At 35.1% G+C, this 21148-nt stretch carries 17 protein-coding genes and 1 tRNA gene; 8 read left to right on the top strand and 10 right to left on the bottom strand.

Translation table 11 applies throughout. The annotated features are described in order from the left end of the window. Window positions 1-76 precede the first annotated feature (76 nt). Entirely contained in the window at window positions 77-484 is a 408-nt protein-coding gene (locus ACHRWY_RS05945) for a helix-turn-helix domain-containing protein (protein ID WP_395353333.1), read from the top strand. Between the two features lie 68 nt (window positions 485-552). On the opposite strand, the gene ACHRWY_RS05940 is transcribed toward ACHRWY_RS05945, so the two are convergent. Both ACHRWY_RS05940 and ACHRWY_RS05935 read right to left on the bottom strand, forming a co-directional pair. Then, a tRNA-Ser gene (locus ACHRWY_RS05940) sits at window positions 553-639 on the bottom strand. A 60-nt stretch (window positions 640-699) separates the two neighbouring features. Then, window positions 700-1572, bottom strand: a complete 873-nt coding sequence (locus ACHRWY_RS05935) for a LysR substrate-binding domain-containing protein (RefSeq protein ID WP_395353331.1) — start codon at window positions 1570-1572, stop codon at window positions 700-702. A gap of 91 nt (window positions 1573-1663) precedes the next feature. Here ACHRWY_RS05935 and ACHRWY_RS05930 point away from each other — a divergent pair, with 91 nt between their 5' ends. Continuing rightward, on the top strand, window positions 1664-2896 hold the full coding sequence (locus ACHRWY_RS05930; RefSeq protein WP_395353330.1) for an MFS transporter: 1233 nt from the start codon (window positions 1664-1666) through the stop codon (window positions 2894-2896). Window positions 2897-3069: 173 nt separating this feature from the next. Here the strand turns inward: ACHRWY_RS05930 and ACHRWY_RS05925 are convergent, their stop codons facing one another. From ACHRWY_RS05925 to ACHRWY_RS05915, 3 genes are all read right to left on the bottom strand, one after another. Next, on the bottom strand, window positions 3070-4101 hold the full coding sequence (locus ACHRWY_RS05925; protein WP_395353328.1) for an asparaginase: 1032 nt from the start codon (window positions 4099-4101) through the stop codon (window positions 3070-3072). Continuing rightward, complete coding sequence (locus ACHRWY_RS05920; protein ID WP_395353327.1) at window positions 4091-5227, bottom strand: 1-acyl-sn-glycerol-3-phosphate acyltransferase; 1137 nt, start codon at window positions 5225-5227, stop codon at window positions 4091-4093. Before ACHRWY_RS05920 ends, ACHRWY_RS05925 begins: the two co-directional genes overlap by 11 nt. Window positions 5228-5291: 64 nt before the next feature. Further along, complete coding sequence (locus tag ACHRWY_RS05915) at window positions 5292-6065, bottom strand: TatD family hydrolase (protein ID WP_395353326.1); 774 nt, start codon at window positions 6063-6065, stop codon at window positions 5292-5294. Between the two features lie 468 nt (window positions 6066-6533). On the opposite strand from ACHRWY_RS05915, the gene ACHRWY_RS05910 reads away from it, so the two are divergent. Next, complete coding sequence (locus tag ACHRWY_RS05910) at window positions 6534-6767, top strand: hypothetical protein (RefSeq protein WP_395353325.1); 234 nt, start codon at window positions 6534-6536, stop codon at window positions 6765-6767. Between the two features lie 147 nt (window positions 6768-6914). Here ACHRWY_RS05910 and ACHRWY_RS05905 read toward each other — a convergent pair whose 3' ends face one another. Next, the gene (locus ACHRWY_RS05905; protein WP_395353324.1) at window positions 6915-7637 is read right to left on the bottom strand and encodes a tetratricopeptide repeat protein; all 723 of its coding nucleotides are present in this window, start codon (window positions 7635-7637) and stop codon (window positions 6915-6917) included. A gap of 2 nt (window positions 7638-7639) precedes the next feature. Next, entirely contained in the window at window positions 7640-8224 is a 585-nt protein-coding gene (locus ACHRWY_RS05900; protein ID WP_395353323.1) for an RNA polymerase sigma factor, read from the bottom strand. A gap of 226 nt (window positions 8225-8450) precedes the next feature. Between ACHRWY_RS05900 and ACHRWY_RS05895 the strand changes: the two genes are divergently transcribed. The 5 genes from ACHRWY_RS05895 (at window position 8451) to ACHRWY_RS05875 (ending at window position 15384) form a co-directional block, all read left to right on the top strand. Continuing rightward, entirely contained in the window at window positions 8451-8750 is a 300-nt protein-coding gene (locus ACHRWY_RS05895; RefSeq protein ID WP_395353322.1) for a hypothetical protein, read from the top strand. 188 nt (window positions 8751-8938) lie between these two features. Further along, on the top strand, window positions 8939-9928 hold the full coding sequence (locus ACHRWY_RS05890; RefSeq protein ID WP_395353321.1) for a hypothetical protein: 990 nt from the start codon (window positions 8939-8941) through the stop codon (window positions 9926-9928). Between the two features lie 306 nt (window positions 9929-10234). Beyond that, window positions 10235-12187: a PKD domain-containing protein gene (locus ACHRWY_RS05885; RefSeq protein WP_395353320.1), complete on the top strand. Its 1953-nt coding sequence runs from the start codon at window positions 10235-10237 to the stop codon at window positions 12185-12187. A gap of 150 nt (window positions 12188-12337) precedes the next feature. Further along, window positions 12338-14995 carry a CHAT domain-containing protein gene (locus ACHRWY_RS05880; RefSeq protein WP_395353319.1) on the top strand — a complete coding sequence of 886 codons (2658 nt, stop codon included), beginning with the start codon at window positions 12338-12340 and terminating at the stop codon, window positions 14993-14995. Further along, window positions 14947-15384: a retropepsin-like aspartic protease gene (locus ACHRWY_RS05875; RefSeq protein ID WP_395353318.1), complete on the top strand. Its 438-nt coding sequence runs from the start codon at window positions 14947-14949 to the stop codon at window positions 15382-15384. The genes ACHRWY_RS05880 and ACHRWY_RS05875 overlap by 49 nt, the downstream gene beginning before the upstream one ends. 95 nt (window positions 15385-15479) lie before the next feature. Here the strand turns inward: ACHRWY_RS05875 and ACHRWY_RS05870 are convergent, their stop codons facing one another. The 3 genes from ACHRWY_RS05870 to ACHRWY_RS05860 form a co-directional block, all read right to left on the bottom strand. Continuing rightward, complete coding sequence (locus tag ACHRWY_RS05870; RefSeq protein ID WP_395353317.1) at window positions 15480-18656, bottom strand: efflux RND transporter permease subunit; 3177 nt, start codon at window positions 18654-18656, stop codon at window positions 15480-15482. Between the two features lie 70 nt (window positions 18657-18726). Beyond that, on the bottom strand, window positions 18727-19794 hold the full coding sequence (locus ACHRWY_RS05865; RefSeq protein ID WP_395353316.1) for an efflux RND transporter periplasmic adaptor subunit: 1068 nt from the start codon (window positions 19792-19794) through the stop codon (window positions 18727-18729). A gap of 9 nt (window positions 19795-19803) precedes the next feature. Beyond that, window positions 19804-21138 (bottom strand): TolC family protein, encoded by a 1335-nt coding sequence (locus tag ACHRWY_RS05860; protein WP_395353315.1) that lies wholly within the window; start codon window positions 21136-21138, stop codon window positions 19804-19806. Between the last annotated feature and the right edge of the window lie 10 nt (window positions 21139-21148).

Raw genomic sequence — 21148 nt, 5'->3', positions numbered from 1 at the left:
AAACCGTATCTTACAAAAACAAGCCTGTTTTTTACTAAAATTTATTTTTCTCTAAAATTTTAAATATCTTTGATTTATGAGCGCAACAACCAAACCATATCATATAGGGCGAAAAATAAGCCGTATTCGTGAACTTAAAGACATGAAACAAGAAGCACTTGCACAGGCTTTAGGTATATCTCAGCAATCCGTTTCTGCTATAGAAAACAGTGAAAACATAGAAGAAGATAAACTTAAAGAAGTGGCAAAAGCACTTGGAATGACTGTTGAAGCAATTAAAAATTTTTCGGAAGAAGCTGTAATCAATTATTTTAATAACATTTACGATCATGGAGCTTTTAACAAACATTATAATGATTGTACTTTTAATCCTTTAGATAAATTAATTGAGGTTTACGAAGAAAAAGAAAAGCTTTATGAGCGTTTGCTTCAGTCTGAAAAAGACAAAAACGAATATTTGGAGAAATTGTTAAAAGGGAAATAAGTCTATTATAAAATATAGTCTATTATAAAAAAAAGAGATTTCAAATTTGAAATCTCTTTTTTATTTTGCAGAGAGGAAGGGATTCGAACCCTCGATACAGTTACCCATATACTAGCTTTCCAGGCTAGCTCCTTCAACCACTCGGACACCTCTCTAAATTGGTCTGCAAATAACATAAAAAAATCTGACTTAGAAAAACAAAATCACACATTAGTTTACATACTTTTTCTAAATTCTTCCATAAAGAGCTTTACAGCCTTTTTTTGATACGCTCCTTCGATCGTTAACATAAACGAATCTCTTTGCGTAGGAACTCCTGTAATAGCGATTGCTTTTAAGTTATCCCAGCCTTTTAGGGCTTTTTCGGTTACAATGGTTACCCAATCGCTTTCTTCTACCAATTGCAAAAGCGCATGAACAGCATTTAATTCAATTGAAACTTTAGGCTTCATATTATTTTTTAAAAACAATTCATCCAGAAATTCGCGCGAACTAAATCCTCTTACAGGTAAAACAAGCGGATAATCGCCTATTTTTCTAAACGAAATTTTATCTAAAACTGCCAATGGATGTGTTTTTGCAACCGCCATTACCAGATTCGACCTAAATAATGGAATTTTCTGAATAGTTGGTTTTATTTCTTTGGACGAAATTACCAAAACCAGGTCTAATTCGTTATTGAGTAATTTAGTTTCTAGAGGTTCTGTTGAACCATACTCTACGACAATTTTTAAATTTGGATAGGTTTTGGCAAATAAATTGACAATGGGCAAAACCAAAAGCCCAAAAATATAGGTCACGCCAATTCGCAGTTCTCCGCCAATCATTTGGTTTAAATCATCAATCGCCTGCTTACCACTTTGTACATTTTCGATAATTTGTTTGGCATGAATGAGAAAAACAGATCCGGCTTCGGTGAGCTGAACTTTTTTGCCAATCCTTATAAACAAAGGCATTCCGAGTTCTTCTTCCAGTTTTTTTATTTGTTGTGACAAACCGGATTGCGTTACAAAACACAACTCAGCAGCTTTTGTAAAATGCAGCACTTCAGCGGTTTTAATAAAATATTCTAATTGATAAATTTCCATATTGATAAGTTTAAATACTTATTATCAGTAAAATTATTAATTTTTCTAATGAAATCATAATCCCGAACTTTGTAAAAAAATATCAGGCATCATGTTTAAAGCGCTAAAATCAAAAAATTTCAAGTTATTCTTTTACGGACAATCTGTTTCTGTAATTGGAACCTGGCTTCAAAAAACGGCTGTAAGCTGGATGGTTTACAGCATTACGGGATCTGTTTTCTTACTAGGACTAGCGACTTTTTTAAGCATGATTCCGTCTTTATTTCTGGCACCTTTGGCCGGAAGCATTATTGGCCGATATGACCGACACAAAGCCATGATTTTATTACAATCTCTGGCCATGTTTCAGGCAGGAGCCTTGGCTTTATTAATTTATCTGAAAATTTACAATATCAATTTTATTCTGGCATTAAGCCTTTTTCAGGGAATTATAAATTCTTTTGATATGACTTGCCGACAAACGATGATGATTGATATTGTCGATAATAAAGAAGACTTGCCCAATGCGGTAGCGCTAAATTCGACCTTAAACAATTTCGCCCGAATTGCAGGTCCCGCTCTGGCAGGAATTATTCTGCATCAATATGGTGAAGACATTTGTTTTATTGGAAACTTCTTAAGCTACATCCCCGTTTTAATCTCCTTATTCATGATGAAAATCACTCCGCATATTAAAGCTACCGATAAACTTAAAATGTATGATGATTTTATTGAAGGTTTAGATTACGTTAGAAAAGAAAGTGAAATGGCAAAAATGCTTTTGATGTTAATGTGCAGCAGTTTATTCGTGATTTCTTTCAATACTTTAATGCCTGTTTTTGCCAAAGATATTTTTAGCGGAAACGCCCAAACGTTCAGCTGGTTCGAAAGTGCCGCAGGAATTGGTTCTATTTTATCTGCGATTTACCTGGCCAATCTTAAAAAATCTGACAACATGGGCAAAATAATGATCGCTGCGAGTTTATTATTAGGTTTTAGTATCATTATACTGGCTTATTCAAATAGTCTGACTGTCGCGCTTATTTGCATGGCATTGAGCGGTGTAGGCATGATGGCCCAAACCTCATCTATAAACATTTATGTTCAGACACAAAGTACTGTAACGATGAGATCCCGAAGTATTAGTTATTATATGATGGCCTATCAGGGAATGATTCCTGTGGGAAGCTTGATTATTGGTTATGTTTCCCATATAATAGGAACCAGAAATACGGTTGCGATTCAGGGCGTAATCTCTATCATTTCTGTAATTGTGTATGTGTACTACAAAAATCGTAGTTCTCAGGAAGAGTTTGAAACTTGTGAGGTTCGATATAAAAATTAATTCGCCATCTTGTCCTCCTGAAGTACGAAGGATTACACAAGTAGCTCCGCAATCAAAATCGACAATCTTTGTCTCGTTTCTAGTGTGATCCTTCGTGCCTCAGGATGACAAAGCGATATCTATCTACTTTTTGTTTTAAATGAACGCACATCACTTATATATGTTGAAAAATTTTAAAGCGAAATCTCCCCGCGTAGCGCCGTTTCAAAAATGGTTTTAAAGTCTTCTTTTGGAATATTATGCCCCAACAAATACATTAGTTTTGTAATGGCAGCTTCTGTAGTAATATCTTTTCCTGAAATAACACCAAGAGATTTTAAGACTGTACTGGTTTCATATTGTCCCATATTGACACTTCCGCCGGAACATTGCGTTACGTTTACGATGTGTAAACCAGACTGAATGGCTTTCTGAATCAAATTCAAAAACCAATCCTCGGTTGGGGCATTTCCTGAACCGTAAGTTTCTAATACAATTCCTTTTAAATCTTTAATAGCCAGAATCGAAGACAAAACAACTTCGCTCATTCCGGGAAACATTTTTATAATGGCAACATGATTGTCTAAGTCTTTATGAACAATCAAATTCGCGTTTTCTTTTATAGGAAGAAATAAATGTCTGTTTAGTTTAAGATGAACGCCAGATTCTACCAATTCAGGATAATTTGGCGCTGTAAAAGCTTTAAAATGTTCAGCATTTACTTTTGAAGTTCGGTTTCCGCGGTACAGTTTATATTCAAAATACAAACAAACTTCGGTGATAACCGGTTTTCCGTTTTCTTGTAACGATGCAATCTGAATTGCTGTAATCAGGTTTTCTTTGGCATCGGTACGTAAATCACCTATTGGCAACTGAGAACCTGTAAACACTACTGGTTTTGCCAGATTCTCGAGCATAAAACTCAATGCTGACGCCGAGTAAGACATGGTATCTGAACCATGAAGCACTACAAAACCATCATATGTAAGATAATTTTGCTCGATGATTTCTGCAATTTTTGTCCATTCTCCGGGATTCATGTTCGATGAATCTATTGGTTCTTCGAATGAAACGGTTTCAATCTCACAATCTAATTGTTTGATTTCAGGAATTTTTTGCAATAATTTTCCAAAGTTGAACGCTTTGAGTGCGCCCGTCTCAAAATCTTTGCTCATACCAATGGTTCCACCGGTATAAATTAGCAGTATTTTAGCTTTAGATGACATCTTGGTATTTTAATTTATTGACTACAGGATTCGCATACATAGCCAGAAAACCTTGTCTTGTAACAGGATTATCGCTTCCGATACGCATTTCTAAACGACGCTCAAACAGTGATTTTTCATTTTCTTTATACAAATGAGAAAATTTATCTGTTTCGTTTAAAATGTCGTACGCAATAAAATTAGTTGGCCATAATTGGTAATTCTTCAAAATAGAATCATCGATAACTTGTGCAAGAGCCTGAATTTGTTTGTTTGCGTTGTCGTTTTCGGCTACAATCTGATCAATTTCAGTATCCAGAACATCTCCAACAGAAATGTGTATTCTTTTTTTAGTTCCCATGATACCACTTATTATGGTCATGAAATCTTCATTTTTATCTTTAACGTAAACTTCGTTGTTTGCTTCTGCCATTAATTGTGGCATTTTCAGCACATCTGTAGGATCGTATTCGTATGAAATAGAAACCGGAACGATCTTTAATTTCTTAAAATAATCCATCAAATTGGCTTCATCAGAACCCATTCCTATCATTTTTAAAACCCCGGGATTGGTTTCGTCGTTTCCGTCTTTTGTTCTTCCTTCTCTTTGTGCAATCCAAACCGAACGATTTTCACGAAGCAACAATTGCCCCATATATTCTGCCAGCAATTTCGAACTTTGCAACATTTCTCTTGGCGTTAAACCTCTTAAAACCAAAAAGTTTCGATTTAGTTTTGCCAAAGTGCTTAAAAACGCTTTTTTAACCAGATTATCACCAATCGCCGATGCGGTCATGACTAAACCATGCTCAAAAAGACAAACGTTTAATAAGGTTGTATCTAAAAGAATATCTCTGTGATTAGAGATAAACAAATAAGAAGTATTTTTTTCCAGTTTCTCAAATCCTGAAGTAGTAAGTCCTTCCGAGCTTTTCTCCAGAACCTTTTGTATGGTATTATAAATAAAGTTGCATTGAAAATCACGAATCGAATGTGTTTTCTTAAGCTGCTCTTTCCAAACCTCATCTTCTACTTCCGGAAAAGTAAAGTTCATCATGGTTTTCATCATCGGGTGATTGACAACATCATGAAGTGCTTCATTTATTTCAGAATCATAAAAAGGTCGAATGGCATCAAATTTCTGCATTATTTATATTGGTTTTAAGTGGGCAAAAGAACAAAAAAAAAATTAAACTATTGTAAGGTACAGATTAAATCCCAAAAACGTCTTTAGAATTCTGCGTTGTTTTTGTTGCAATTTCTTCTTCAGAAACATCATATATATCAGCCAATTTGCTAATAACATTTACCAAATAGCTACTCTCATTTCTTTTTCCGCGATACGGAATTGGTGCTAAATAAGGAGAATCGGTCTCCAAAACGATATGTTTCAGGTCAATTTGGTTCAAAAACTGATCGATTTTTCCGTTTTTAAACGTTACGACTCCTCCAATTCCCAATTTCATATTGTAAGATATTGCCTGAAGCGCCTGCTCATAGGTTCCGGAAAAACAATGAAAAATCCCAAACAAATCAGCTGATTTCTCTTCTTCCAGCACTTCAAAAATTTCATCAAAAGCCTCACGACAATGAATCACGATAGGCAATTTATAGTGTTTGGCTAACTGAATTTGTCTTTTAAAAGCGATTTGCTGTTCTTTAAGATGTGTTTTATCCCAATACAAATCAATTCCGATTTCGCCAACGGCATAAAACTTTCTTTTTGCCAGTTCGGTTTCTACATGTTTCAACTCGTCTTCGTAATTATCTTTCACGTAAGTGGGATGCAAACCCATCATGAGGAATACATAATCCGGATAATTTTGCTCTAAATCGTACATCGACTGTGTTGCAGCGGCATCGATAGCAGGAATAAAAAAGCGTGTTACTCCGGCATTTATGGCTCTTTGCATCATTTCGTCGCGATCCTGATCGAATTCTTCAGAATATAAATGGGTATGGGTATCAGTAATTATAGGTGTCAAAGTGAATCGTATTTTTTTTTAAAGGTTCAAAATTACGATAATATTAAACACTTTCCCAATGCGAATGTGATGGCACGCGGATGAAACGGATTCACTTCGTGAAAACACGGATTGAAACGGATTTTTTCTTATTTCTAAAATTGAACGCAATGGCACACGGATAACACGGATTCACTGCGTAAAAGTGCGGATGAACACGGATTTTTTTCTTTTTTGTCAGGATGATCTGAGTAGAAACCCGCAACAATAAGCAAATTAAAATGTAAGAATTAATTACCCATAACTTTTTTTAATTCATGCCTAAACACCACGTTTTTTGATATCTTTGCAGTCCTAAACACAGTGAATTATGACACAGAAAAAACTTTTGCCCGTTGTGGTATGGTGGCGGTATTGGAAACAACTGCAGCGCTCATTGTGGCGTAGGACATCTAAGCCACGCGGGCTTTTTACCTAAACACAGTGATTATGAGTACAAACACGCTTTCTAAAGAAGCCGAAACGAGGCTAATTGATTTTTTCAACAAATCAGTAGATCCTATAAGTATGGCAAAAACAATCCGAAGACAAAATTATGTTCTTGCCTTAGGTATGATGCGAGAATGTGAAACCATTTTGATCGAGAAAACAAATCTCGAAGATGGTTTTTATTGGCTGAATGAATTAGCCGAAATTTTAAATCCTTATTTAGATGTTGAATAACTAAATAGAAAAAGCGACTTATATGGTCGCTTTTTTTATGTGGCCCTATTTTATCAAAGTTTTAAGCTATGAAAGTTTGCTGCAAAAAAAATCCGCAAAGCATTTTACTTCTTTGCGAATCTCCCTGTCTTTTGTGGAATCCTCTTTTTAATCTAACTCATCCAAAAGATGCTCAACATCGTCATAGTTTTCATAATCCTGCGAAATGGTTTGCAAGACTTCCTTACATGCTGCATATTTTTTTTGTTTCAGTTTCGATAAGGCAAGGTTCCATTTTGCTTTTTCTTTATATACTGATGTTCCTGATATTAACCCATTAAAAACAGTTTCGGCCTTTGTGTATTTACTTTCTTCCAGTAAAGAAACTCCGTAAAAATATTGAATTTCGGGTGTATTGTTTTCTTTTAAAATTGCTTCAAAAAGCGGAATTGCTGTTGTGTATTTCCCATCATTAAAGGCTGTTTGCGCTTCTTTTAAAGCTGCATCTGAATCGCCTCTTTCTACAAATGAAGCTGTTTCCGGATTATTATAGTCATCAAAAGAAGGATTATTATAATCAAAAAAGAACAATCCAAATAAAATAATAATCGATGCGGCAGCGGCATAATACCAAGGTCGCATCAAGACTACTTTTGGTTTACTGGTATTAAAATGTTTGTCTGAAATGGCCGTTAGATTGGCTTTAAACGCTTCTCTTTCGTCTTCATGTTCAAATTTATTTTTAAGATGCGACTGTACTTCTTTGAAAGTTTCAAACTCTGAAGCCAATTCATGATCTTCAGACAATTGATTCTCAAAACTATTTCTTTCCTCAACAGTCATTTCTCCCTGAAGATATTGATCGAATAATATATAGCGTTCTTCGTTCATGACTAATTATTTTTTAGCGTTTTAAAATTTTTGGCTTCCTGAATCCACTGTGTTAACTGTCCCACACATAACGACTTCTTTTTACGAACATAGCCATACGTTACGTTAAGTTTCCCGGCCACCTCTTCCATTGTTTTGGTGGTGAAACTCAGTTTTAATAACTCCTGGCACTTATCTCCTAATTTCTGGAACATTGTATCAAAAAGCTGCTGTTTTTCATCAAATTCTTCTGTGTGTGTAATCAATTCCAGTGCAGATTCATTCATAGATACTGCGTCTTCATTAATTGTTACCCCTTTATTGGATGTTTTTTTGAGTTCGTTAAGCCATTTTCTTTTGCACAACAAAAAAAAGTAAGCATCGAACGGGCAAGTCAATTGTAGTGTATTGGCTTTGGCCTGATTAAAAAGCAAAATCATGATTTCCTGAACAATATCCTGTGCATGTTCCTTATCTCCTGAATTGTTCATAACGAACATCACCACTTTGGGAACGAACTTTTTATAAATCGTCTGAATAATTGCTGAATCATTCGCAGCAAGTCCTTCAATATACATTTGGTCAGGATGAATTTTACTTTGGCCCATAAAAAAACTTTTTGTAGCTAATTTAAAAAACAATTGTAAATAAATTTCACCTTATAGGGTAACAATTAACAAATCAAGTTGATATAACGTAACAAAAGTCTTTTAAGAGGAATAAAGATCAATTTAGAATATCATAAAAAATTAGCCCACAGATTAAACAGATTGTTACAGATTTTTTAATCTCTGGAAAAAACTTTTTCTAAAAACCATCAAAAAACTAAGAGAAATGGAAACGTATCAATTTATAGACGAAAAAAACCTGGCTCAGTTTAACCAAATGATTTTGGCCAAAAAACGAAATGGTTTTGTGATCACAGAACAAAATGAAAAATTACCGTATGTGGTTTTATCCAAAGAAAAAAAAGCCATTAGACATTCCTTACACCTGTTTCTTACCTGTATCACATTCGGACTTTGGTCCATTGTCTGGATTTATGTAAGTATTACGTTTTCACGAAAAAAAAACATTCTCGTTGCTGTAGATGAAGACGGAAATCTATTTGAAGACAAATGCCTTTCAGCATAAATTAAAAAAAAAACAAAAACAGGGGTAACACTTTTATAAGCCATCTGATATAGTAGTATAAAAATAAATTTTAAAAACAAGGGTAACAATATCAAACCCAAATTGATATCAGAATATAAAAACTATAATTAACCAGAATCTGAAAACCACCTGAAACTATCAGGACAGATTTATAAAAATTAGAAATCATGAACACAAACTTTAAAAAATTCGGGCTTTTATTTTTATCAGTTATCACTTTCATCAGCTGCGACAATAGCGATGGCGATGACAACAACACGATTATTCCTCCAACCGGGGCAGCCTTTAGAAGCATTAGCGAAAAAGGGGTATCTTCAACCAAACAGCGATTTACCATCATGGCCGGAGATGGTGTAAAAACCATAACCTCTGCCAAAGGAGTAAAATTAAACATCAACGGAGATTGCCTGACTAAAAACGGAGTTGCCGTAACCGGAGCAGTTGATATCGAATACATCGAACTTTTTGACAAGGGAACTATGTTGGTAACCAACAAACCCACCATGGGAGTTACCGCTGATGGAAAGAAAAACCTGCTGATTTCAGGAGGAGAATTCTTTATCAAAGCGACTCAGGGCGGTGTTGAACTTAAAACGTCTTGTACTATGAATTTAATTGTACCAACAGCTTTAACAGATGGACTGGACAATGCAATGACTTTATGGAACGGTACAATTGATGACAATGGAGAACTGGCCTGGAGAGAAAACAAACCAAATGCTGACGGAACTGGCGGTGGAAAAGGGGGAGTACAAGGCGAAGGAACTAATTATTATGTAACTTTTGGAAACTTTGGATGGACAAACGTAGACCGTTTTTACAGTGACCCAAGACCTAAAACTACTCTTCTTGTTGATGCTCCTGATGGTTACGACAACAACAATAGCGCAGTTTACTTATCTTATGATGGCGAAGGAACAAATGCTCTTGCTAAATTAGACACGTATACAACAGCCGGATTATTTAGTGAACACTACGGGCAAATCCCAATTGGTTTAAAATGTCACGTGATTTTTGTAACCGAATCTAATGGTCAATGGCGTTATGCAATCAAAGCCGTAACCGTTGCAGCAAACGATGTTTACACCTTTACTTTAGCCGAAACAATAGTCGGTACCGAAGCTCAACTAATAGCGGCAATCAATGCTATTCAGTAACTTACAAAAATACTTTTAAGAAAAAGTGGTGATTTGCTCATCACTTTTTTTTACATTTATTCCAGTTTTCAAATTTAATTCTGAACTAATTGTAATTATTTTTAACACATAGAAACATAGATTTACATAATCAAAAAAGGCGTTTCGCTTATTTAAGTGGGCATCGCTATGTGTAAATGATGTATCATTTGTTTTAATCTTTATTTAAAAGAATAAAAATCTATGTTTCTATATGTTAAATTAAATCTTTACGAATTGCACCTAACAGGTTAATTCTAATTATTTTAGAACCCAAAATATTTAGTTATGAAACCACTATCATCTATTCTCTTTATTCTTTTTTCTATATCCTCTTTCGCACAAACCAAAGTAAAAGACACCATAACCCGAAGAGCTAATATTGTTTTTATTCAAAACGGAAACACGGTTACGTATAAACCCGAAACACCACCTTTAATTCCTATTGCAGGTGCACCAAAACCAAGCTATTCCTATTTATGGGAACTCGGTGACGGGCATTACAGCAAAGAAGCCGAACCCAAACACGTCTATAAAAACAAAGGAACATATACCACAAGACTTGCCGTAACCAACAATTACGACAACGGAAAACCTCCGGCAACGCGACCAAAAAAAGTCGCTGTAAACGACATTACAGATACCAATTATAAAGACATCGCTTCAATCGCTGACCAAAACGGATTTGCCCTTATAAAAAACTGTGATCCAATTCCGGATCAGGAAATGGTAGTCGTGGCAGGTTATCAAAACTTAGAGAATTATGTTGCAAGTGGAAAATTGTACTTGTTCTATAATGAGAAACAATTTAAAAATAACAATTTCGAATTGGTCGATTTTAGAACCTATGCCAACGAACGTGAAGTAAAAGAAAAAACGATTGCTTCTGTTAACGATCTGGATGATTCTACTACTTATCTGGCTTCCGCCGAAAACAGTTTCAAAACTAAAAAATACAGAAATACCACTACCGAGGAAGATCTCGACGCCTCTTTATTAGATGCTAATAAAACTTATCATAATGTTTCTATTTTAGAATTTGACGATGCCAATCCGGGTGAAACCCGAAATGTGTTTTATACTTTTAAAACGACTCCCGAAATGATCAGGGACACCAGCGCAACCGTTACGATGCGCGGTATTTTTGTCCCGAATCGCAGTTATAAAAACCACAAGGTAAAAAACCTCGAAATGGAAATCGTAACCTCTCATGATCCTAACAAAATGGGCTCTAACGGAAGTTTTATGAATTACAGACTGGTACGTTTTAAACGAGTAAATTTTAAAACCCGTTTCCAAAACAATGGCGAAGGTCCTGCGAGAATGATAAGACTTGAAACTGATATTCCGGATATGTTTGACAAGAAAACATTTCAGGTAGAAGATATGTACCCAAAATGCCCCATTTGTCCAAAAGGCGAAGTACCAACCATAAGTTGTCTGGATACGATCATCAAAAAAAATCAAATCTTTTTTACGTTCAAAAATATTTATCTGCCTGGAAGTGAACAAAAAAATGTACACGAAAAAGACAGTACAAAAGGTTTTGTCAAATACTCCATGAAATTTGCCGAAGACTTTCACAAAGTAAAAACCAAAAGCAGGACCGCTATTATTTTTGATAAAAACGAACCTATAATTACCAACTACGCTACTACCCGATTCTTACCCGGAATTTCTATTGGCGCAAAAGCAGGTTATAACCTTTATCCGGATCTCGAAAAATCGACCAGTTATTTTGTGGGCGCCACAATTTCACCTTTTAAATCGTATCGTTTTTACTGGCAGGCCGAATGGCTAAATGCCATCAACAAATACGAAAACGGCGCAAAAGTAACTGATCAGACAGTTGTGGGACCAAACGGCACAAAACAACTCCAGCGAACCACAACTACTATAGAAAACAAAACTGTAAACTGGGAAGTACCTGTTTTGATCCGATATAACATTAATAATTATATTGGAGTTGGTGCCGGTGTACAGGCTAATTTTGATGTTTCATCTGAACAAAACCAGACCAGGAAAATTGAAAGTTTTGAAGGCGGAACTGATCAGTTTTTAATGGATACAAGAACCGAATCAAGCACTGTTAAAAACTCGTTTGTCAATTTAAAAACAGGTGTTTTATTTGACCTGACTTTAGGCTTCGCGAGAATCGGACCGAGTCTGGGCGCGCGATATGTCATCAATTTTGAGCAGAACTTTAACTATTTTCAGTTTTACGGTATATGGAAGTTTTAAGATTCCTTAATTATAAAAGTTAACTACGAATTCATGATTTTTTTTCTCAATCATTAAAAAAAATTCGTGAATTCATGGCGAAAAAACTTTATACCCATTCCGTGAATCTTTGCGAAAATCTTCGTGAATCTCTGTGAAACAAAAACATTTATGACAAAACTTTATTACTATATCTTATTCTTCTCAACACTGATGTTATTCGGACAGCATCAGGAAGATAAAATATATAATGCCGTTGATGTTTTTGTGGCGAATCCTTCTGCAGAAGCGTTACAAAATTTAAATAATCTCGAAATTGCTTTTTGGAAAAATCCTAAACTAAAAACTAAAGACGAACTTCTGGCAATCGTAGTTCTAAACTGCAATAAAGCCTATTATGAAAATCAATTTGGGCAAACTCAAAAAGCAATTGCGGGTTACGAAAAGGCCTGGCAAATTTATCAGAAAAACAAACTCAGCAACTACGATATTATCGAATTCTGTCTAAAGCCATTAGGTAATTTATATACCGTTCTGGGCGATTATGACAGCGCCGAAAACACCATTAAGCAATACTTTTTTATTGTAAATACTTCTAAAAACTATCCTGACGCCCAAAAGCAAAAGTTTGCTGCGATCTTAAATTTATCGAATGTGTATCAGAGTTCCGGTAAAACTGCTTTAGCTATTGCATTATTAGAAAGTACTTTAAAATCAGAAAAATTATCGAATTCTCAGAAAGGAATTTTACTGAATAATCTGGGAAATAGTTACTTATTAAGTCCCGGAACCAATTTAAGGAGTCCGGAAACTTATGAAAAGACAGAAAAAGCATTCGGATTGGCGGTAAACTATTTAAAAAATGAAAAAAATCAATCCGAAACTTTATCTAATTCTTATAGAAATCTTGCAACACTCAATCGTCAAAGGCATCAGTTTGAAATTGCAAACTCTTATTTAGAAAAAGCAGAAAAACTATTTTTTGAAACAGCCAATCCACAACCTAGAAAGGTTGCAAAATTGTATTATGAAAAAGCCTTGCTATTGTTTGATGAACGAAAATATGATGAAAGCTCAAAACAAATTGAAGCTATTTTTAAAATCTTAATTCCCAATTACAATTCAAAAAATGTTCTTCCTAACCAAAATCGATTGTATGCTGAAACGATTTTAATTGATGTTCTGGATTTACAGGCAGAAATCTTTCTTAATCAAAATCAACTAAAAAAAGCGCTTGAAGCGTATCAACTGTCACTTCATATCGAAGATTTATTGATGACTGTTTTGGTTTATGAAAATTCTAAAATCATAACCCAAATCAGAGCGCGTAATCGCACTGAAAAATGCCTTTCGATTTATGATCGACTGTATCAGAAGGAACGTAAAATTGAATATTTAGAACAAGCTTTTCAGTTAGCTGAAAGAACAAAATCAGGAATTTTAAAAGAGTATCGTTCGGATATTAAGAATGCTTCCACAGAAGAAATACAACTTTTGCAGCAACTTCAAAACTTAAATAATACTATTGTAAAAGAACAGCAAAAGGGAAATTCGGCAAATATCTCCAGCATCAATTCAGCAATAAAAAAGCAAAATGAACTGATGCTTTCTTTAAAGAAAATTCAAAATAAAAACCCCAATTATATTACTAAAAATTGTGATTTAAAAGCCTTATTTTCAAAATTAGAAAAAGACAAAGCTATAATCGTGTATTATTTTATGGGCGCTGAGAATCTGTATTCTTTTACCTTACAAAACAATCGAATCAATCTGAATCATATCTATACTGCTCATACGGCAATGATTTACATCTTTAAATTCGTAGAATATTTTAATTCTTCAGATGCTATTACCAATGATATTTCGGGATATAATTATTATGGAAACAAAGTCTACGACATCTTAAAACTTCCTCAGAATACCAGCTATAAAAACCTCATCATTGTTCCTGACGGAATTTTAAACTTCCTTCCCTTTGAAGCTTTGATTACACAAGAATCATCCACAACGAATTTTGCCAAAATGCATTATTTACTGAATGATTTCAGGATTGGGTATAACACTTCGGCAAATATTTATCTCAATTCAAAACCAGTGTCAAACTCTCAAAAAACGGTTTTAGGCGTTTTCCCGGTTTTCGAAAAGACAGCTTTTGAGTTGAGTTATTCAAAAAAAGAACTGGAATCGATTCGAAATAATTTCAAAGGAAAATATTTAGAAAACTCAGAAGCGACTTTTTCTAACTTTAAAAATAATGCCAACCAATATTCGATTTTGCATTTAAGTACGCATGCTTCTTCCGGCGATCTTGAAACTCCGGCAAGTATTAAGTTTTACGATCAGGAAGTCTTATATTCTGAATTGTACAACCTGAACATCAATCCGGATTTAGTGGTTTTAAGTGCCTGCGAAACCGGAATTGGCAAACTCTATAAAGCCGAAGGTGCAATGAGCATCGCAAGAGGTTTTCAGTTTGCCGGAGCACAAAATTTACTCTTTTCATTATGGAAGGTAAATGATTATACGACATCTGTTTTTATGACTGATTTTTATAAAAACGTCAAAAAAAAGGTTCCTTATTTTGAAGCCAATACCAATGCCAAAATTGCTTTTCTGAATGATAAATCAATTCCGAATGCTAAAAAATCCCCTTATTACTGGAGTTCCTTTGTGTACTACGGATCGATTTCATCAGAAGAAAAATCGACAAATTATATCTTTTACATCATTAGTTTATTGGCTGTAATTGGTTTATTTTTGATATTCAATCCCTATCGAAAATGGAAAATCTTCACGAGGTTCTCAAAAAAGAGAAATACAAAAAAATAAAATTCAAGGTTACCAAAACACAACACCTTTTAATAAAAGCCAAAATCAATGGCGTTTCAGGAAATTTTATCTTAGATACCGGCGCATCGAATTCCTGTGTAGGATTTGAAAGTATTGAACGTTTTGAATTAAACGCAAAAAAATCGAAAACAAAAGCCTCAGGAGCTGGCGGAACCGGAATGAAAACACAGATTTCGTCTCAAAATAAATTACAGCTGGGAAGCTGGAAAAATAAAGATTTTAGTATTGTGATTTTTGATCTTTCACATGTAAATGAAGCATTGCAATCCCATAAAGCAAAACCCGTTCACGGCATTATTGGGGCCGATGTTTTGCTGGAAGGAAAAGCGATTATCGATTATTATAATCATTATGTATACCTTAAATAATTTTTGAGGTTTCAGGTTTCAGGTTTCAGGTTTCAAATAAAAAAATCCCAAACTCCGTAAGGAATTTGGGATTTTTCAGTCTAAAATTAAATCAATTAATGGGTATGTTTAGGATTAAAACCATCTTCACTCACTTCTGTTGGCGTATAATCTGCCACCATTTCAGCTTCGTAATCGATTTTCTCTCCTTTGCTAACTTTAGCAATTATTTTTTCCATGATGTTATAAATAACAGGAACCACGATAAGAGTTAAGAATAACGAAGAAATTAATCCTCCGATAATTACCCAGGCCAATCCGTTTTTCCATTCAGCTCCTGCTCCGGATGCTAATGCGATTGGGAACATACCAAATACCATCGCAATCGTAGTCATCAAAATCGGACGTAAACGAGCATGATTCGCCTGAATTAACGCTGTTCTGATTGATTCTCCTGCAGCTCTTCTCTGGTTGGTATAATCGACAAGCATGATCGCATTCTTACACACCAGACCAATTAACATGATAATACCTAAAATAGTAAAGATATTTAATGAGTTGTTTGTTAATGCTAAGGCCAGCATCGCTCCAATGAACGAAAGCGGAATAGCAAACAATACCACAAACGGGTGAACGAAACTGTCGTACAAACTCACCATTACAAGGTAAACCAAGATAATTGCCGCTAATAAAGCGATTCCTAAAGTACCAAACCCTTCAGATTGGTTCTCCTGGTCACCACCCCAGATATAGTTTACACCAGCTGGTTTTTTAAGCTTGTCTAATTTAGCCTGCCATTGTGTAACAATTGTTCCTGAAGGAACCCCAACGTTTTGTCCTTTTACCGTTACAGAAGCAGATTTATCTCTACGCTCTAACTGGCTAGGCCCTGAACCTTCTGTAATATCTGCAAACTGAGACAATTTAATTTGTTGTCCTGCCGCATTAATAAAAATCAAATTACTAACGTCAGTAATACTTTTTCTGTCGAATGCATTATATCGAATGTTGATATCATATTCGTATTCACCTGCTCTGTATTTACCATCTGTATTTCCGCTAAAAGCAGTTTGCATCGTTAAACCAACTGTTTGAAGTGTTAATCCTAAAGCAGCCATTTTATCACGATCTACTTTAACGTTGATCTCAGGGTTTCCGTCCTCAACTGTTAACTTAATCTCTGTTGTTCCGGGAATTGTACGTAATTCAGCTTCAGCTAATTTAGCAAATGCCATAGCACTTTCTGTAGATGGACCTGTTACGATTAATCCTAATGTAGCATCTTCAGCAGTACCTAAGATACCTACAGGAACGGTTTTTACTTTTGCTCCAACCAATACTTTCTCAAGCTTACGTTTGATTTTTGCAGCGTAAACGTTAGCATCATCTGTACGATCTTTTTGTTCGATCATTTTTACGTCAATCTCTGCTTTGTAAGCTGTAGCCTGTGATGCTCCAAAACCTTCACTGGTTTGTCCTACCGTTGTAATTTGGCTATGAACGTATTCCTGTGCTTTTAAGTAAGCCTCTGCTTTTTGAGTCATGAAGTTCGTTTGTTCTAACGAAGCATCTTTTGGCATTTCGATTTGTACTAAGAACTCTCCACTATCAGACGATGCGAAAAACTCTCCTCCAATGAAACCTCCACCCATTAAACCTATCGTAGATCCAAAAAACAATACTACAACAACTAAAATTGTTTTGATATAGTGATCTAAACACCAGGTCAATAATTCAGAAACCCAGTTGGTGAAACGTGTTAAGTAACTTTCGAAACCAAGAATAATTCTTCCAAATAAATTCTTTCCTTCAATATGCTCTAATTTACCATAACGGGATGATAACCAAGGAATGATAGTAAATGACGCTAAAAGTGAAAGTAAAGTAGATATAATTACTGTAACGCAAAATTGCGTAATGATATTAGAAACCAATCCTGAACTCATTGCAATAGGCAGGAACACTACCACAATTACCAATGTAATCGAAGTTACCGTTCCGCCAATTTCTGCTGTCCCATCATAAGAAGCACGAATTCGGCTTTTACCCATTTCCATATGTCGATAAATATTCTCGAGGACCACAATCGCATCATCGACCAGAATACCAACCACAAGAGATAATCCTAATAAACTCATTAAGTTTAAGGTATATCCCATTAAATAGATACCAATAAAAGTAGCAATCAAAGATGCCGGAATAGACACCATTACAATCAATGAGTTTCTAATACTGTGCAGGAAGAACAACATTACAAAGGCTACCAGAACTACCGCAATTAATAAATCGTGAACTACAGAATCTGCAGCTTCAAGCGTAAACACGGTACTGTCTTTTGCAACTTCTAGTTTTAACTGGTTTACTTTATAATCTTTTTCAAGAGTCGCAATTGTTTTCAATAATTGCTCACTTACCGCTACTGCATTCGCATCAGATTGTTTTACGATTTGTAAAACAATAGCACTTTTTTGATCTACACGTGATATTTTTTCAGCAATTTTTTGCGTATCCTGAACATCGGCAATATCACTTAAACGAACCTGAATTCCGTTTTGAGAAGAAACTACTAAGTTTCTTAATTCTGTAACACTTTTATATTTACCCGCTAAACGAATTAATATTTTTTGATTACGGGTCTGGATGTTTCCTGTTGGGAAATCTAAGTTCGAAGTCAAAATAGTTTGCTGTACCTGAGGAACAGATAATCCGTAACCCTGCATTTTTACAGCATCAAGATTTACCTGAATTTCACGCTCAGAACCACCAATGATATTTACCTGAGCCACACCTTGTACACGGGATAAAATAGGCGCAATTTTTTTATCAATTAAATCGTAAAATGCCGCTTCGTCCATTTTACCATTGGCACCCAATGTCATAATTGGTAAATCACTCAGCGAGAACTTGGTCAATGCGGGCGTTTTAACATCATCCGGCAAATCACTAATGATAGCGTTTATTTTACGCTGTGCATCATTCAAAGAGAAATCGACTTTTGCATTTGATGTTAGTGTGATTGAAACGATAGACAAACTTTCGTATGATTTCGAGTCAATTTTTTTAACATTCTCCAGGGATGCGATCGCATCCTCTATTTTCTTGGTTACGGTATTTTCTACCTCACTTGGAGATGCTCCAGGATAAACAGTAGAAATGGTAATAACGTTTTGTTCAAATTTCGGGATCAGCTCATAGCCCAGTTGGCTGTAGCTAAACAATCCACCAAGTGTTAGAATTGTAAACAATACAATTACCAACGACGGACGTTTTATGGATATTTCGGCTAATTTCATATATTTTGCTTTAGGCTGTAGGCTTTAGGCCATAAGCATAGTGCTTATGGCGTGTAGCTTATGCTTTAAATTATTTAATAATTTCTACAGTATTACCGTCTTGTAAGTTAATTTGACCTGTAACAATTACAGTTTCTCCGTCAGATAACCCATTAATAATTTCTACCTGATCTCCTAAAATTCTTCCGGCAGTTACTTTTCTTAATTTTGCGATCCCTTTATCCACTACAAAGATTTCGTTGCTGCTCACACTTCCTACGAAAGCATTTCTGGGTACAACCATAAGATGTTGTTTTTGTTGTTTAGAACCAAAGTTTGCTGTTCCGTACATACCTGCTTTAAGGTCGTTGTTTACATTGTTTGTAATTTCAATTTCAACAGGAAAATTCAAAGATTCATCAGCTTTTGCAGCAATAAAAGTGATTTTTCCAGAGAAAGATTTATCAGGATAAACACTCGCTGTTACCTTTACATTATCTCCTTTTTTCAAACTAGCTACCTGGTTTTCGTTTACAGTAACTACTAATTTTAATTTAGATACGTTTACGATATCAAACAATGCAGTTGCAGGCATACCTGTTAAGATAGATCCCGGCTCAATGTATTTTTTATTGATAAATCCGCTAATTGGAGCTTTTACTCTGGTATCTCCAACATTAATGTTCGCTTGTTTCAGGCTGGACTCAGCATTTGTTAACGCTAATTTTGCCTGATCTAATTGTTGTTTTGTAACACCACCCGTTTTAAAAGCATTTTCGTAACGGCTGTAATCTGATTTTGCATTTTGATACACGGCTTGTGCCTGTTGTGCGCTTACATTAATTACATCACCTCTCATTGTTAACAAAGTCTGTCCTACTTTTACGTAATCACCTTCTTTAGCTAAAACAGTAATTACTTTTCCTGATTTTTCAGCAGAGAAAGTCAATTGTTGAATAGGCTGAAAGTTTCCGTTAGCCACGAAATCCAATGAAACTTCTTCTGTTTTTACCGGAGCTACTTTTACTGAAACTGCAGCATTTTTTTCTGCCACGATATCTGTTTTTGCTTTATTCTCTTTCTTATTATTATTTAAGACATATCCAATCACACCCAGCGCTGCAATTATGATTACGATTGTTATAATAGTTTTCTTCATTTTGTTTAGTTATTTAATAAGAGTTTTAAGTTCGCCTTTTGATTTGATTAGTGCTACTTCGGCAATTTTGTAATTCAAGACTGCTCTGGTATAGTTATTTTGAGCTTCAAGTTGTGCATTTTCAGCATCTAACAAGTCTGTTAGTGATGCTAATCCCTGAAGATAATTGTTTTTTGTATTGCTTAGGATTTCAGTTGCCAACTGCATGTTTTCTTTTTGATTTTGAATCGTTACAAGGTTGTTCTCGATATCAGCCATTGCGTTTCTGTAATCTAAATCAAGTGAAAGTTTGGTGTCTTTCATATCTTCCTGAAGCGATCTGATTTCTACATCAGCCTGTCTTACTTTGGCACGGGTTCCAAATCCTGTAAAAATTGGTACGTGTAGATTTAAACCAATTGCAGAGTAATCTGACCAGTAAACTCCATTTTTAGGTTTTGCAAACCACGGCATTTCCGGACCTTGTCCAATATAATTGTAACCTGCGGTCAGAGAAAGCGTTGGGTAGTATCCTGCTTCAACAGCTTTTTTATTGAATACTAAAAGTTCTTCTTGTTTTTTCAAAAGCAGGTATTCTGTTCTGTTTTCTGTATTTGGCACTTCTGTCAATGCAGCAGGAACAACTTCAAATTCTTCTTTAGGGATCTCAATTAAGGTTTCGATAGGCATTCCCATATAAAACTTTAAAGCATTTTCCTGTAATGCAATTTGATTTTTAATTTGCTGACGTTCTGTATCAATGTTTGACATTTTAACAACAATACGGTCTAAATCAATTTTCTTAGCCAGACCATTATCAAATTGTCCTTTTACGATGTCACGAACTTTAGTAGTATTCACATAATTGCTGTCTAATAAAGTTAGTCTTTCGCGTTGTACATAAACAGAGTAATAGTTATTAGCCACTCTTTCGATTACCTGCTCTTCTGTTAACTGATCGTTTATCTGATAAAATTCGCGGGTAGATCTCGCAGCTCTTAATCCGGTAAAAACAGATTGATCAAATATAGTCTGCGTTAAGGAAACTCCTGCAGTTGAAGTCCATTTTTGACCAAATGCTGCCTGAATCGTAGTTCCCGGCTGACCAAATCCGGCACCATCTATAACTGTCGTTTGAATGATTGGATTATGAGTTAAGTTTCCGTTCGCAGAAATTTGCGGTAACGCTCTTGATCGTACTTCCTGAATTTTGTACTCACTATTTTCAACCTGTAATTTTGCTTTTTTTGCATCGGCTTTGTTTTCAAGCGCATATACAATAGCATCTTTCAGGGTTAGTGTTTTGACTTGTGCGCTGGCAGACAAGCCAATTGAACACAAAAATATAAGAATTATTCGTTTCATAGATTGATGA

This window comes from Flavobacterium sp. FlaQc-48, from assembly GCF_044007335.1.
Classification (GTDB): Bacteria; Bacteroidota; Bacteroidia; order Flavobacteriales; family Flavobacteriaceae; genus Flavobacterium.
The sequence above is the reverse complement of the archived record's forward strand: the minus strand, read 5'-3'. Positions and strand labels throughout refer to the sequence as shown.

Bases quoted from the DNA above. Each gene is read 5' to 3' on its own strand.
- ACHRWY_RS05875 (WP_395353318.1), top strand. From the start codon at position 14,947: ATGGAAAATCTTCACGAGGTTCTCAAAAAAGAGAAATACAAAAAAATA.
- ACHRWY_RS05920 (WP_395353327.1), bottom strand. From the start codon at position 5,227: ATGCAGAAATTTGATGCCATTCGACCTTTTTATGATTCTGAAATAAAT.
- ACHRWY_RS05880 (WP_395353319.1), top strand. From the start codon at position 12,338: ATGACAAAACTTTATTACTATATCTTATTCTTCTCAACACTGATGTTA.
- ACHRWY_RS05900 (WP_395353323.1), bottom strand. From the start codon at position 8,224: ATGGGCCAAAGTAAAATTCATCCTGACCAAATGTATATTGAAGGACTT.
- ACHRWY_RS05895 (WP_395353322.1), top strand. From the start codon at position 8,451: ATGGAAACGTATCAATTTATAGACGAAAAAAACCTGGCTCAGTTTAAC.
- ACHRWY_RS05885 (WP_395353320.1), top strand. From the start codon at position 10,235: ATGAAACCACTATCATCTATTCTCTTTATTCTTTTTTCTATATCCTCT.
- ACHRWY_RS05890 (WP_395353321.1), top strand. From the start codon at position 8,939: ATGAACACAAACTTTAAAAAATTCGGGCTTTTATTTTTATCAGTTATC.
- ACHRWY_RS05860 (WP_395353315.1), bottom strand. From the start codon at position 21,138: ATGAAACGAATAATTCTTATATTTTTGTGTTCAATTGGCTTGTCTGCC.
- ACHRWY_RS05935 (WP_395353331.1), bottom strand. From the start codon at position 1,572: ATGGAAATTTATCAATTAGAATATTTTATTAAAACCGCTGAAGTGCTG.
- ACHRWY_RS05925 (WP_395353328.1), bottom strand. From the start codon at position 4,101: ATGTCATCTAAAGCTAAAATACTGCTAATTTATACCGGTGGAACCATT.
- ACHRWY_RS05930 (WP_395353330.1), top strand. From the start codon at position 1,664: ATGTTTAAAGCGCTAAAATCAAAAAATTTCAAGTTATTCTTTTACGGA.
- ACHRWY_RS05870 (WP_395353317.1), bottom strand. From the start codon at position 18,656: ATGAAATTAGCCGAAATATCCATAAAACGTCCGTCGTTGGTAATTGTA.
- ACHRWY_RS05905 (WP_395353324.1), bottom strand. From the start codon at position 7,637: ATGAACGAAGAACGCTATATATTATTCGATCAATATCTTCAGGGAGAA.
- ACHRWY_RS05945 (WP_395353333.1), top strand. From the start codon at position 77: ATGAGCGCAACAACCAAACCATATCATATAGGGCGAAAAATAAGCCGT.
- ACHRWY_RS05910 (WP_395353325.1), top strand. From the start codon at position 6,534: ATGAGTACAAACACGCTTTCTAAAGAAGCCGAAACGAGGCTAATTGAT.
- ACHRWY_RS05865 (WP_395353316.1), bottom strand. From the start codon at position 19,794: ATGAAGAAAACTATTATAACAATCGTAATCATAATTGCAGCGCTGGGT.